Below are 13,403 nucleotides of genomic sequence, written 5' to 3'. Positions count from 1 at the left end.
ATCCAACGATAGTTCACCAAACCACGGGCGCGGCAAGCGGCACGGGTGCCGATCCCGGCGGTAGCGTGAAAGGCATGAGAACCCTTGTCTTTGCCCACCGCGGTTCATCGAAGGCCTATGCGGAAAACACCCGTGCAGCCTATATGCAAGCGTTGGCTGACGGCGCGGACGGCATCGAATGCGACATCCACCTCAGTGCCGACGGATTTGTGGTGTGCCACCACGACCCGACGGTCGATAGGACCTCAAATTCCAGTGGCCGGATCGGAGAGAAAACTCTGGAAGAGCTGAAATCCCTTGATTTTTCTTCCTGGCGGAACCCGGAGATCCCCGCAGCCTACGGCCAGCTCCATGACCAGTTCCTGACGCTGGGTGAACTCATAGAACTGATGAAGGACGCAGGTCCCGGCGTGGGCCTGGCCGTGGAGATCAAACATCCCAGTCCGTTCGGCAGGCAGCTGGAAGAAGCAATGTTCACGGAGCTCGAGTCCTTGGGCTGGAATTCCGGTACGTCGATGCTGGGCGACATCCAGGTTTCATTCATGAGCTTCGACCCGGGGTCGGTGCGTTTCATGATGGATCGAGTCTCCGCGGAACATATCTGTCAATTGGTCACCGAAGTCGATGAGCAATGGATCGAAGAATTGTGCGAGGCGGGGGAGACCGACAAGGCGGGTGTCGCTGCGGTGCTGGCCCAGGCCATGACGGAGGGGGCAGAGCTGCTCAGCTCCGGAGAGCCGCAGCTTGCCGGACCCGGCGTGGCCTATATGCGCAAACATCCACGCCTGACCGATCAATGGCTCGCCCGCGGTGCAACGTTCCGGGTCTGGACCGTCGATGACCCTCGCGACGCCACCTACCTCGTGGAACGCGGAGTGGCCCAGCTGACCAGTAACGTCCCGGCCCTCATCAAAGAGCACCTCGGCATCGCCTGAAAGATCTGGAGACAGTGCCCTCTTACCGGGGTGCGCGGGGCGTAGAATCGCTTCGATGGAGCAACAAACAAACGCATACTTCGCCGATACTTACCTCTTCGAAGCCGAAGCTACCGTCATAGCATCCGGCCTGGATGCGGACGACGAACCGTGGATCGCGGTCAGCCCGAACATCTTCCATCCTCGGGGCGGCGGGCAGATGGAAGACACCGGAACCGTTGACGGTACCGAGGTCGCGGTAGCCCGCCACGACAATGGGCTGGTCATCCTGACCGGCGCCGCGGAACACGAAGTAGGGTCCACGGTGCGCACGGCGATTGACCCGCAGAAACGCCGCCTTCATGCCGCCCTGCACACCGCCGGTCACCTGGTCGGCTTCCTCGGCGAGAAGCGCGGCTGGCAACACAGCAGGCACAGCCATTTCCCGGGTCAGGCGCGGTTGGACTTCGACCCCGCATCGGTTGCTGACGACTTGGGCACCCCGGCCTCGCGGATGACCGTCGTCCAGGAGATTCAAGCGCAGGTGGAAGCGTTGATCGATACCCGGGTGGAGGTCACCAGCAGCATTGATACGCAGGGGATCCGCACGGTGAGAATTGCCGGGGTCAACGCCGAACCCTGCGGCGGCACCCACGTTGGCGATCTGGGAGCTTTGCGTGATGCACGGGTCCTTGAAGCCAAGGTCAAGCGCGGATCGCTGAAGGTCCGTTACGAGGCAACCCACAACTAAACCCGGCTCAGCACCGCTCCAGCACCGCTCCAGCGCCGCGCAGCGACACGAAGCCCCTCGGTGCTCAAAACGATAGCTAAGCTTGGTTCTGTGCCAGCCCAAATGACCCCAGCAACCAAGATTGGTCTCTCCATTGCCGTTGCGACGGGACTGTATGCCATTTCCTATGGCGCGCTGGGCGTCGCCGCCGGACTCAGTCTCTGGCAGGTCATGGCCCTGAGCCTGCTCATGTTCACTGGCGGATCGCAATTCGCCTTCATTGGAGTGCTCTCCGGTGGCGGAACGCCCGGGGCGGCCTTCGGCGCGGCCACGCTGCTCGGAGTGAGAAATGCCGTCTATGGCATGCAAGTCAAGGCCATGCTCAAGCCGCGCGGGTGGAAAAAGCTGGTTGCCGCACAGGTGACCATCGATGAATCCACTGCCACCGCTGCCGGACAGCAGGACCCTGAAGAGCAGAAGCGCGGTTTCTGGGTCGCCGGAATCGGTGTATACGTCTTATGGAATATCTTTACCGTGGTGGGGGCGCTGCTTGGCGACGCCCTGGGGGACCCCAAGGCGTGGGGCCTCGACGGTGCAGCGGTGGCAGCGTTCCTGGGGTTGTTGTGGCCGCGGTTGAAGGGCGGCGAGTCGATCGCCATCGCCAGTGTTTGTGCGCTGGCGACGGTATTGGCGATCCCCATGGTTCCGCCGGGTGTCCCGATCCTGGTGGCAGCACTGATCGCCGGAGTGTGGGGATACTTTGGCAAGGGGCCGGCGACCGAAGGGCTTGAGCCCGACATCGAGCCGCACACATCACGGGAGGACCACTCATGAGTGCACTGTGGTGGTGGGTTCTGGCCGGCTGCGCGGCGGCGTACGGAATCAAACTGCTGGGCTATCTGGTTCCGGAACGGATCCTTGAAAACGAGAAGATGACTCGTGCCGCGGGGGCGCTGACCATTGGATTGCTGGCGTCATTGACCATTGTCAACACGGTGGCCAGTGGGAGCGAGGTCTCCTTCGATGCCAGATTTGCGGCCTTGGTGGCCGCAGCGATTGCTTTGCTGCTGCGCGCACCTTTCCTCGTGGTGGTCATCGTTGGCGCCGTGGCTGCGGCCTTGGTGCGGTTCCTGGGCTGGGGTTAATCCTCCGGCTCGGATTCGGCGGTGTACACCAGCGTTGAATAGGAATTACCGGGCTCCAAGGTAATGGTCACGGTGTCGGAGCGCGCACCGGGGCCGGACACGATGTCGGTGGAGATAACCTTGCTATCGCATGGAACGACCAATCCGTCGTCATGTTCTAGTTCGAGGTGCAGCGTTCCCGGGCCACCGCACACGGCCACCATCGTCAGCGCCGTGCCCGGGTGGGCTTCCAACCTCGCAATGGCACTGACCCCGGCCTGTTCGACGGATCCCATGCCCATGAGGATCTGGGCCCCGCCGGGGACCCGATCCATGAGATTCTCCAGGCTGACCGAGGATGCATCGGCGGTTGGCGGGTCCGCGGAAATCGCGGAGCATCCGCCCAGCACAAATAACAAGCCCAGGGCCGCACCGCCCTGCATGAGTCGCCCCACAATTACCGTCTCCCAAGTATTCCCCTGCTTTGTTTGAGCCTTGCAGAGCTCGTGGGTGTTGGCAAGGGAAATGCGTCAATGGCGCCCAGCATGACGTATTCCGCGCCACGGCAAGTGACATGTCGGGACCGCGGTGGCACAGTGGGAGCATGATTGTAGCTTTTTCAGTTGCCCCCAGCACAGAGAATTCCGACGGATCGGTGCACGACGCAGTCGCCGCCGCCGTGCAGATCGTCAGGGAATCGGGTCTGCCCCACTCGACCTCTTCCATGTTCACCGAGTTGGAAGGCGAATGGGACGAGGTCATGGATGTCGTCAAGCGGGCAACCGAGGCGGTATCCGCTTACGGGTCCCGAGTTTCTCTGGTCCTCAAGGCCGATATCCGGCCGGGCTACACCGGGGAACTGACCGGGAAGCTCGAGCGTCTGGAACAAGCGATCGAGACGCGGAAGTAGCGACCATGAGCACCCCAGCGGAACCCGCCAATCCGACCGACGTTGATGCGTACCTGACCGAGAGGCTGCTCGCGCCGGAGCCTGAGATGGAGGCTGCCAGGGCCCGTGCCCACGAAGCCGGGCTGCCGAGCATTGAGGTCAGCGAGACGCAAGGCAAGTTCCTGATGTTGCTGGCACAGATTGCCGGGGCCAGGCGAGTCTTGGAAATCGGCACCCTCGGCGGATACTCCACGACCTGGCTGGCACGCGGGGTCGGACCCGACGGACAAGTGACCACCTGCGAATTCGAGCCTCTGCATGCACGGGTTGCCTCCGACAACCTTGCCGCTTGTGGAGTCGCGGAACGGGTGGATATCCGCATCGGCCCCGCGTTGGATACCCTCGATGCGCTGCTGGCCGAAGGGCGGGAGCCTTTCGACATGATCTTCATCGACGCGGACAAGGAAAACAACGGCCACTACATTGAGCTGGCCATCGCCCTTGGCCGTCCGGGCACCGTGATCGTGGTGGATAACGTGGTCCGCGAAGGCGCGGTGCTGCAGGCCGGGGACCCGCTCTCGGAAGCCGGACGGATGATCAACGGTGTCAGGCAAGGAATCGACGTGCTCGGCAGCAACCCGCGGCTTGATGCCACGGCACTGCAGACCGTCGGGTCCAAGGGGTGGGACGGGTTGGCACTGGCGCTGATCCGCTGACACCTTCTCCCCGGGGGCCGGTCGGCAGCCCGGGGCCGATGCGCTGATGCGTTCGCGCGCGGCCGCGGAATGCGCATAGGCTTGCGGCTGTGAATACCAATCTTTACACCCTCCGCCTGGCCACGCCCGAAGACATTCCCGCAGCCCTCGAGATGAAGCTGGCCGCCTGGGAAGAGACCTACGCGGACCAGCGTCCGGGCTCCTTCTTCGACAACGCCCACGCGGCGCTTGAACAGCAGAGCGACTGGTGGGCTCGCGGTCTGGCGCAGGGCGCGGAGCTCTGGATCGCCACCGATGTCGACTCAAGAATTGTCGGTGTCGCCGGCGGCGGCCCGAGTGCTGATGACGACGCCGACACCGGGATCGGCATTGAGCTGCAGATCCTCTATGTCTTGGCGGAGCACCACGGCACCGGTCTGGGCAAGAGGCTGATGGACACCGTGCTGGGGAACCGCGACGCGCTGCTGTGGGTCCTGGAACATAACCCGCGTGCCCGCAGGTTCTACGCCAAGCACGGATTTGTCGCCGATGGCCGCATCGAAGCGTTGGCCGATGACTGGGCCGGACTCAAAGAAATCCGCATGCTCCGCCGCGGGGCCAACCGTGGCTAAGGGCAGGAACAAACGCACCAAGAGCAATGCCCCGCTAGATTCCGTGGTCTCTGCGGATCCGCAGGACGGGCCGCTGGAAGGCATCTACCCCATCGACACCGGCGCCGCCGAGCTGGAACGCGACCCGTATTCGCCCACCGGCTGGCTGCTGCGCATCAACGACGTGCCGTCCTCGCACGTGGACCTGGCCGACCCCGGGCATCTGGACTTTGAGTACATGCGTTGGATCGCGGCGTTGATCCGTGCGCGCTTCGCCCCGGCCGACATCCAGGCAGCGGAGCACAAGCTCCGCATCCTGCATCTGGGCGGCGGAGCCTGCTCGATGGCCCGCTGGGCCTCGGTGACCTATCCCAACGCCCGCCAGGTTGTGGTGGAGCTCGACGGCAAGCTCGCGGCACTGGTGCGTGCCTGGTTCGACCTGCCGCGCGCCCCGCTGCTGCGCATCCGCGTGGGAGAAGCTGGGGAAGTGCTGAGCACGCTCACCGACGCGACCCGCGACCTACTCATCCGCGACGTGTTCGCCGGGGACCAGACCCCGCGGGATCTGACCACCTTGGCCTTCACCGCGCAGGCTGCCCGGGTGCTGGATGCCGGGGGACTGTACATCGTCAATTGCGGGGATACCCCCGCACTGGAGAACGCTAGGCGGGAGGCGGCCACCATCTCGGCGGTCTTCAAGTACGTGGCCATCGTCGCTGACCCGACCATGCTCAAGGGCCGGCGCCACGGCAACGTCATCATTGCCGGATCCGATGCCCCGATCCCGGCCGGGGCAGGATTCATCCGTGAGCTGCTCGGCGGCGGGGTGCCGGCCCAGCACTGGGACGATGCCAGGGTGCGCGCCTTTGCGCGCCACTCCGCCGCAGTCTGAGAATCGCACGCCTATAAGCTGGGGGTCCACAACGGATCCTCGGCAAACAGCAGACTTCAGTGCACCACCCCACCCCACCGAGCAGGAGCGCAAGCACCGCGATGAATACCCCGGCAACGATTTCCTTCACCCGGCAGGGACTCGACGAGAGCGCCCGCTTCTCCTCGGCCCATGCCGCGACCCCGCCCAAGCGCGTGGTGGTCATCGACGACGCCATGACCGCGGACGAGGCCTACCGTCTGGCCGTGGCCGGCACCGGGATGCTGTATACCGGCGATTACCACAATGCCCGCCAGCTGCTGGGAGCGATCGCCCGCAGGATCCCTGCCGGTTCCAAGCCCAAGCGCACCGCGGCGGTCCCCACCACTGCCGAACGTTTCTACAAGTACCGCCAGGGGCGCACACAGCGCGCAAAGATACTCTCGATGCTGCTGGTCCCAATCGATCCGGGCCCGGTGGTCTCGCTGCGCCGCGCCCCAGACATCACCGAGGCCTGGACCAACGCCTTCGGCGAGATTTCGGTACCCACGGTGGTGTCCCTGCAGGAACTGCTCGGGGCCATCGGTGCCCAGCAATGGCGTGCCAACGGTTTGCACGTCGCAGCACTGGATGCCACGATCCATCCGCACTATGGCACCTTTGCACCGGTGCGCGGAGAATATCTAGAACTAGTCGCCCGGGCGGAACTGCCCGCGGCCCGACGGGCCTTCGACATCGGCACCGGCACCGGGGTGCTTGCCGCAATTCTGGCCCGGCGCGGGGTTAGCGAGGTCATCGGCACCGACTCCCAGGACCGGGCCGTGGCCTGCGCGAACGCGACATTCACCGATCTGGGGCTGGAACAAAGCGCCAGCGCGGTGCTGCAGGACATGTTCCCTGAAGGGAGGGCGGACGTGGTGGTGTGCAACCCGCCGTGGCTCCCGGGGACCCCCTCGACACTGCTCGACTACGCGGTTTACGACCCGAAGTCCGCTATGCTGCGCGCCTTCCTGACCGGGCTGCCCGAGCACCTGAGTGCCGGCGGCCAGGGCTGGCTCATCATCTCCGACCTGGCCGAACGCCTGGGACTGCGCAGCCGTGAGGAACTGTTGGGCTGGATCGAAGAAGCAGGGCTGGTGGTGCTGGGGCGCGATGACACGACCCCGTCACACGGCCGGGCCGCGGATGCCACCGATCCTTTCCACGCCGAGCGCTCCGGCGAAGTGACATCGCTGTGGAAGCTGGCATCACGGTAGCTTCCACCGAAGAGAGCTCTTGAGGGAACGCAAAAAGGGAGTAGGCCGGGCGGAACAATTCTCCGTCCGTCCCGCTCCCTCGCTGCTGAAAAATCTCGGGGATCTCAGGGGCTAGATGCCCGCGATCGACTCGATCACGCCGATGCCGAAGAACAGCACGAAGGCCCCTGCAACCACCCACATCAGCGGGTGTACCTCGCGGGCGCGGCCCTGGATGGCGCGGATGAACACGAAGGTCACGAAGCCGGCACCGATGCCGTTGGCGATCGAGTAGGTGAACGGCATCAACACGAAGGTCAGGAACGCGGGGATGGCCACGCCCCAGTCGTTCCAGTCGATCTTGGAGACGTGGGAGATCATCATGAACCCGACGACCACCAGGGCCGGGGCGACGGCCTCGAACGGCACCAGGTGGATCAACGGGGTCAGGAACATTGCCGCTAGGAACAATACGCCGGTGACGATGGAGGCCAGCCCGGTGCGTGCACCCTCGCCGATACCCGCCCCGGACTCCACGTAGATCTGGCTGGAGGACGCCGAAGCGCCGCCGCCGACCACGGCACCCAAGGCATCAACCAAGAGCACCTTGTCCACATCGGGGATGTTCCCGTCCTTATCGACGGAGCCGGCCTCGTTGGCCAGGCCCACCATGGTGCCCATGGCGTCGAAGAAGATCGAGAGCAGAATGACAAAGGCCAGCAGCAGGGCAGCGGTGACACCCATGTTCTGGAACGCGCCAAACACGTTGGCCTGGCCGATCAGTGAGAGGTCGGGCAGTGCCCAGTCCGGCATCGAGGGGGCCACCAGCGACCAGCCCTGCGGATTCGGGGTACCTGTCGCGGCATCGAAGGACGGGCCGATGTCGAAGACGGCCTCGAGGATGTTGGCGAGCACCGCGGAGACTACGATGCCGATGAGGATGGCGCCCTTGGTCTTGCGCACCACCAGGGCGACGGTCAGCAACAGTCCCACAATGAACACCAGGATGGGCCAGCCGTTCAGCGTTCCTTCAAAACCCAGCCCTACCGGGACAGTGGTTCCGGCGGCATCGGGGATGCGGCGGACGAAGCCGGCATTGACCAGCCCGATCAGTGCAATGAACATGCCGATTCCGACCACGATTGCGGTCTTGAGGCTGGAGGGCACGGCATTAAACACCGCTGTTCGGAACCCGGTGAGGACCAGCACCAGCATGGTCACACCGGAAATAATCACCAGACCCATAACATCGGGCCAAGTCAGACCCGGGTTGGCTGCCACGGTTACGGCGATGAAGGCATTGACGCCAAGGCCGGCGGCCATCGCAAAGGGGTGCCTGGCCCAGGCGCCCATCAAAATGGTCATGATGCCGGCGACCAGCGCCGTCACGGCCGCGACGCGGGTCGCTCCAAGTTCCGCGCCGGTGGAATCCGCACCAGCAAGGATCAAGGGGTTAAGGACCACGATGTAGCTCATGGCAAAGAACGTGGCAAAGCCGCCACGAATTTCTCGGGCGTAGTTGGATCCGCGTTCGGTGACCTTGAAGTATCGGTCCAGACGCGAAATTTTGGATTTTTCGAGCAGGGAGTTTTCCGGTGAGGGCATGGGGGAATTATAGTTCGTCTTTACGCCACGAGGCGAAAAACCGGGGGAGAAATGCGCCACGCTCGAGCATAGATAGACCCACGTCACACTGTGGTGAACAATGGGAACACGGGACCTCGAACGGGGGAAGCCCGGGAGGACTCAGACCGTAAGACGTAGGAGTGAAGACGATGAGCGAAAACAACAGGCCCCAAGACGACACCGAAGTCATCGAAGGAATCGTTGTCGGTGTGGATGGTTCGGATCAGGGCCTCTGCGCCCTGAAATGGGCAGCGCAGGAAGCCAAACGGCGCGGCAGCGTCCTGAACATTGTGACGGCCTACACGATCCCGGTTTTCGCCGCCTCGTCCATGGACGCGGGATACGCCACCCTGGATGACCAATTGATCCGCAATGGTGCGGAGGAGGTCGTGCGCCAGGCCCGCGCCACGCTGACCGACACAGACATCATGGTTCGTACCTACATAGAATCCGGGGATCCGGCCGGGGTCCTGCTGGACCTCAGCCGCCAAGCCGAGCTCATCGTGGTGGGAACCCGGGGCCGCGGCGGCTTTGTGGGGAGGTTGCTTGGATCGGTTTCCAGCGCACTTCCAGCACACGCCAAGTGCCCTACGGTCGTGGTGCCGCTCTGCGTCGCCAAGCGGGACGAAGACGATGCAAAGGTCGCCGACCGTGTCGTGGTCGGCGTGGATGGGTCCGACCGGGCCCGCCTCGCGGTGTTGGTGGCAGCGGAGCTGGCCGCCACCCGCGGCCTGACCCTGCGCGTAGTCTGTGCCCTGACCCCGATCAGTGGGGCTCTGGCCTGGATGCCGGCTACTGTCGACCAGGAAGCCGTCACCGCCGATGTTCGCCACCAGATGGGCATCGGCAAGGCCTGGTTGCAGAGCCTGTTCTCGAACCTCACCATCGAAACCGACGTGATTGACGGGGCTCCGGTGGAGATCTTGATCCGCGAATCCCAAACCGCCAAGCTGCTGGTCACCGGCTCACGGGGCCGCGGTGGCTTTGCGGGGATGTTGCTGGGTTCGACCAGCCAAGGCGTCCTGCACCACTCCAAGGGGCCGGTGATGGTGGTCCCCGACGGCGATGACCCGCGCTTGGCATCCCGCCAGGAATTCGAAGACCAGGCCAACGGCCTGTAAACCAGCGTCTTAGCAAATGAGTGAGGGCCGCAGACAACGAAAGTTGTCTGCGGCCCTCACTGCTTTGTTCGTGGGAACGTCCCGTGCTGCCTAGTAGCGTCCCGCGGAGGAGTGCAGGTTATTGACCCAGCTCAAGGGGGTCACGGAGATCCCGCTCGAGGGGTTACGTGCGTGCAGTACCTGCCCGCCGCCCAAGTAGATGGCTACGTGGTAGAACGATCTTCCGCCGTTGGACGAGGAGAACACCAAGTCCCCGCGACGCAGCTGGCTCAGCGGGACCTTGGTCGGTGCCGCAGCGTATTGCGCAGAAGAGGTCCGTGGCAGGCTGATGCCCGATTTGGAATAGGCCGCCTGGGTAAAGGACGAGCAGTCGTAGTTGCTGGGACCATTCGCGCCGTAGATGTAGCCCTTAGAGTTGTCATTGGCGATCTGATGGGCCCAAGAAATGGCCGCGTTGTAGCTTCGCGAAGACTGCGGCTTCACTGATTCAGGAGCCGGTTTAGGCTTCGGCTTGGGCGTTTGCTTCGGGGGCTTGGGAGCCACCGGCTTCGGCTTCGGGGTCGCCTTGGGCTTGACCGTTTCCTTCGGTTTCGGCTTGACCGTTTCCTTCGGTTTCGGCTTGGCCGTTTCCTTCGGTGCTTCCGGCTTGGGAGTGACCTCGGGCTTTGCGGATTCCCTGGGGGCTTCCGGCTTGGGAGTGACCTTAGGCTTCTCCGGGGCGGGCTTTGGCTTCGGCGCCGACTCTGGTTCCTTGGAAGGGCTCTCGACCGTTATCTGAGGTGGCTTGGGTGTGGAGGCCTTCGGAACAAGGCTCTGGCTCTGTGGCTGCTCCTCCGGAACCTTCGGTGGAGCTGCCAGCGGCTGGATCTTCGGGGCCTCACTGACCTCGATTTCGAGCGGTTTGGCCTCGGCAGCGTTATCGATCAGTTCCTGAAGGTTCGCAGCCTCGATTTCAGCTTCCTTGGCGGCAATGCGCTCAGCTTCCTCGGCAGCGTCCACCTCGTTCAGGTAAGCGAGCTGGCCGATGAGCTGTGAACGGAGTTCTTCCTGTGGTGCTACCGATTCCTGGTAGCTAGTGAGACTCTGAGTGGCTTCTTCGGCCGCGGTGCGCTGTGCGGCAGTGGCTTCGTCGGCGGCGGTTGCGGCCGCTGCAGCGTAATCCTGCCAAGCAGTCCATAGCGCGGAGGCGTCCTCAGCGTTGCTCACTGTCATGGTGCGGTTGGCGCTCAACGCGTCCATGGTTGAGGCCTTGTAAAGGACGTCGTTGTCCTTGGTGTCCTCTAGCAGGGTCACCACGCCGGGGTTGATACCCCCGTTGCGGTACAGATCCGAAGCGAGCGCGCCAACGTCCTTCTTGCTGGAGAGCAAGAACTCGGTGGCCTTGTCTGCTTCGGTGCGTGCTTCATCTGCGGCTTCAGTGCGTTCGGCAAGCAGTTCGTCGGCGGCCAACAAGTTGTCTTGGGCGTCCAATGCCGCGGCTTCGGCGGTGATGATGCCTTGACGGCCTGCTTCGATCTGGGACTCAAGGCTGTCAACGAGAGCATTGAGCGCCTCGGGATCAGACTTGGCTGCTTCCAGCTGCACTTGGGAGGGCAGCACGTTACCCGAGCTGTTGGGCTGTGCCGCAACGCCAATGGCGCCCGATGCCGGGAGGGGAGCTGCCTGTGCGGGGAGTGCTCCCGTGAGGCAAGCGGCTGCCAATGCAATTGAGCAGGCTGCAACGCCCAAAGTTTCCCTGATTGCCATGCCGTGTTGATCCTTACCGCGGCGATCGGTGTGCATTCCTCGCTTAACCGATGCGAGAAATGCGGCCTGAACGGATCGGCCTGATCGCTGCTTCCTATAGCACCCTATGGGATACCTATTCACACTGGCAACAGCCGTCACATAAAAAACTTCAATTACAACGGTGTAACTATTCCGTAATTTGCTCGTGATTCGGGATTTGAAACCAAAAGAACGTACTTGTGCCCGCGTCATATCACTACAGGTCAGCGTAGGGGTGTCTTCGATAAATGTCGGAAAGCGGGGCGTCGAAACAACCTGTCGGTGTGTGTCCAATGTGTGCTCTGGCACGCTTTTTCTTGGGAACTTATATAACGGCCCAGTAATGACGTCTCTCGAGGAGAGAAGGGGCGCTCGTGGGTCGCCGGCGACGGAAGGAGTGCCGGCCGTCCCCCGACCAGGAGCTCAGGACTACGCTCGGAAACGCTGCAGGTAGGGAGCGTGTCAGTAGGCGGCCCCAGTAGTTACGGAGCAAATCCCTTGTAACCCCGCGCTTTTCGGTTCATGTGGCCAGAACGTCCGGGCAGTAGATCCGGCCATGTGTATATCGAACTAGCGCGCGGCGTGATTCGGTCGGCCCCGTTTCGTGAAACCGATATTCAACGTACTGGGCGCCCAGGAGATCCCGGGCCTCGCTTCCTTGGCCCCATTCGTGAAGGGTGCCCCAGTAAGTGAAGGGATGATTGAAATCAAGAAGTCATAACGATGCGGAAGAGTTTCGGGTGCGCTTTCGGGCCTAAATGTGACAGTCCGACACTAGAGAGGAAATTCCGTGACCGTCGCGTAGCGGTGGCTGCCCTTGGGACGCGAAGACCGACATGACTCTGTTGGGCCCTTACCCCCAGCCGAGATCATGCAATCGCTCGTCATCGATGCCGAAGTGATGGGCAATCTCGTGGACGATCGTGATGCCGACTTCCTCCACGACCTGCTTCTCCGAGGTACAGATTTCCAGGATTGCGTCCTTGAAGATCGTGATGCGATCCGGCATGGCCCCGGCGCCCCATCCCGAATCCCTATCGGTCAGCGCGGTGCCTTCATAGAGGCCCAAAAGCTTGGTTCGCGGATCCTCGCCGGGCTGCGGTCGGTAGGCGTCCTCGATGAAGATCGCAACATTTTCCATCATGGCCAGCAGTGCCTGCGGAATTTCGTCCAGGGCCCGCTCGGCCACAACCTCAAATTCGTCGTCGGTCATTTGGAATCCCATGCAGTGCACTCTACCGGCCGCCCGCAGTTGGCCGCGGGGACGTTTGGTCAGGTGACGGAGGGGATTGGGTGTGAAGTAGGTCTCTTTTCGCGATTTAGGGCGTCTCGTTTTGCGTGACTGGAAATTTACCTCTATAGTTGTTTGAGTCCACTGCTGCGGAGTTATCCGCGGCGGAGGTTCCTGGCCCCCATCGTCTAGCGGCCTAGGACACTGCCCTTTCACGGCGGCGGCACGGGTTCGAATCCCGTTGGGGGTACGCATGAAATATGGATTGTACTTGAGTGAAATTCTCTGGTAGAGTTCTTGTCTTGTGAGCGAGGGAGACTTCGCAAATAAGGCCCTGTAGCGCAGTTGGTTAGCGCGCCGCCCTGTCACGGCGGAGGTCGCGGGTTCAAGTCCCGTCAGGGTCGCTTTGGTTTTCTGGTTCGCCGGGAGATCGGGTGATCATCTTGCCTGATGATGCCAGGCTCTGTAGCTCAGTTGGTAGAGCGTTCGACTGAAAATCGAAAGGTCACCGGATCGACGCCGGTCGGAGCCACCATCTAAAACCCTCTTGGAAACAAGGGGGTTTTTGCTTTAACCAAAATCGCCGGGA

Annotated in this window: 14 protein-coding genes and 3 tRNA genes; 13 read left to right on the top strand and 4 right to left on the bottom strand. The window is 62.8% G+C overall.

The features are described from left to right. Window positions 1-74: 74 nt before the first annotated feature. The 4 genes from ADIAG_RS18465 (at window position 75) to ADIAG_RS18450 (ending at window position 2,789) form a co-directional block, all read left to right on the top strand. On the top strand, window positions 75-935 hold the full coding sequence (locus tag ADIAG_RS18465) for a glycerophosphodiester phosphodiesterase (protein WP_007272953.1): 861 nt from the start codon (window positions 75-77) through the stop codon (window positions 933-935). A gap of 55 nt (window positions 936-990) precedes the next feature. Next, on the top strand, window positions 991-1,665 hold the full coding sequence (locus tag ADIAG_RS18460; protein WP_007272952.1) for an alanyl-tRNA editing protein: 675 nt from the start codon (window positions 991-993) through the stop codon (window positions 1,663-1,665). Window positions 1,666-1,767: 102 nt separating this feature from the next. Further along, a complete protein-coding gene (locus ADIAG_RS18455; RefSeq protein ID WP_007272951.1) occupies window positions 1,768-2,478 on the top strand; it encodes an AzlC family ABC transporter permease in 711 nt (236 codons plus the stop codon). Next, the gene (locus ADIAG_RS18450; RefSeq protein WP_007272950.1) at window positions 2,475-2,789 is read left to right on the top strand and encodes an AzlD domain-containing protein; all 315 of its coding nucleotides are present in this window, start codon (window positions 2,475-2,477) and stop codon (window positions 2,787-2,789) included. Before ADIAG_RS18455 ends, ADIAG_RS18450 begins: the two co-directional genes overlap by 4 nt. Here the strand turns inward: ADIAG_RS18450 and ADIAG_RS18445 are convergent. Next, window positions 2,786-3,223: a hypothetical protein gene (locus ADIAG_RS18445; RefSeq protein ID WP_007272949.1), complete on the bottom strand. Its 438-nt coding sequence runs from the start codon at window positions 3,221-3,223 to the stop codon at window positions 2,786-2,788. The genes ADIAG_RS18450 and ADIAG_RS18445 overlap by 4 nt on opposite strands. Window positions 3,224-3,372: 149 nt before the next feature. Between ADIAG_RS18445 and ADIAG_RS18440 the strand changes: the two genes are divergently transcribed. From ADIAG_RS18440 to ADIAG_RS18420, 5 genes are all read left to right on the top strand, one after another. Next, window positions 3,373-3,678, top strand: coding sequence for a thiamine-binding protein (locus ADIAG_RS18440; protein WP_043475929.1), 306 nt, complete (start codon window positions 3,373-3,375; stop codon window positions 3,676-3,678). Window positions 3,679-3,683: 5 nt separating this feature from the next. Further along, a complete protein-coding gene (locus ADIAG_RS18435) occupies window positions 3,684-4,373 on the top strand; it encodes an O-methyltransferase (protein ID WP_007272947.1) in 690 nt (229 codons plus the stop codon). An 89-nt stretch (window positions 4,374-4,462) separates the two neighbouring features. Continuing rightward, window positions 4,463-4,984, top strand: coding sequence for a GNAT family N-acetyltransferase (locus tag ADIAG_RS18430; protein ID WP_007272946.1), 522 nt, complete (start codon window positions 4,463-4,465; stop codon window positions 4,982-4,984). Then, window positions 4,926-5,855 (top strand): spermidine synthase, encoded by a 930-nt coding sequence (locus tag ADIAG_RS18425; protein ID WP_007272945.1) that lies wholly within the window; start codon window positions 4,926-4,928, stop codon window positions 5,853-5,855. Before ADIAG_RS18430 ends, ADIAG_RS18425 begins: the two co-directional genes overlap by 59 nt. 101 nt (window positions 5,856-5,956) lie before the next feature. Continuing rightward, complete coding sequence (locus ADIAG_RS18420) at window positions 5,957-7,090, top strand: methyltransferase (RefSeq protein ID WP_007272944.1); 1,134 nt, start codon at window positions 5,957-5,959, stop codon at window positions 7,088-7,090. Window positions 7,091-7,201: 111 nt separating this feature from the next. On the opposite strand, the gene ADIAG_RS18415 is transcribed toward ADIAG_RS18420, so the two are convergent. After that, window positions 7,202-8,674 (bottom strand): NCS2 family permease, encoded by a 1,473-nt coding sequence (locus ADIAG_RS18415; RefSeq protein WP_007272943.1) that lies wholly within the window; start codon window positions 8,672-8,674, stop codon window positions 7,202-7,204. 170 nt (window positions 8,675-8,844) lie between these two features. Between ADIAG_RS18415 and ADIAG_RS18410 the strand changes: the two genes are divergently transcribed. Beyond that, window positions 8,845-9,816, top strand: a complete 972-nt coding sequence (locus tag ADIAG_RS18410; protein WP_007272942.1) for a universal stress protein — start codon at window positions 8,845-8,847, stop codon at window positions 9,814-9,816. A 90-nt stretch (window positions 9,817-9,906) separates the two neighbouring features. Here ADIAG_RS18410 and ADIAG_RS21710 read toward each other — a convergent pair whose 3' ends face one another. Next, window positions 9,907-11,562, bottom strand: coding sequence for a C40 family peptidase (locus ADIAG_RS21710; protein WP_007272941.1), 1,656 nt, complete (start codon window positions 11,560-11,562; stop codon window positions 9,907-9,909). Between the two features lie 874 nt (window positions 11,563-12,436). Continuing rightward, complete coding sequence (locus ADIAG_RS18400; protein ID WP_161623979.1) at window positions 12,437-12,796, bottom strand: metallopeptidase family protein; 360 nt, start codon at window positions 12,794-12,796, stop codon at window positions 12,437-12,439. Window positions 12,797-12,991: 195 nt separating this feature from the next. Between ADIAG_RS18400 and ADIAG_RS18395 the strand changes: the two genes are divergently transcribed. From ADIAG_RS18395 to ADIAG_RS18385, 3 genes are all read left to right on the top strand, one after another. After that, a tRNA-Glu gene (locus tag ADIAG_RS18395) sits at window positions 12,992-13,064 on the top strand. Between the two features lie 80 nt (window positions 13,065-13,144). Next, a tRNA-Asp gene (locus ADIAG_RS18390) sits at window positions 13,145-13,218 on the top strand. 55 nt (window positions 13,219-13,273) lie between these two features. Further along, a tRNA-Phe gene (locus ADIAG_RS18385) sits at window positions 13,274-13,349 on the top strand. The last annotated feature ends 54 nt before the right edge of the window (window positions 13,350-13,403 follow it).

Source organism: Paeniglutamicibacter gangotriensis Lz1y (genome assembly GCF_000348945.1).
Lineage (GTDB): Bacteria > Actinomycetota > Actinomycetes > Actinomycetales > Micrococcaceae > Paeniglutamicibacter > Paeniglutamicibacter gangotriensis.
Note: the sequence above shows the minus strand (reverse complement) of the source record. Positions and strands in the feature narration are given on the sequence as shown.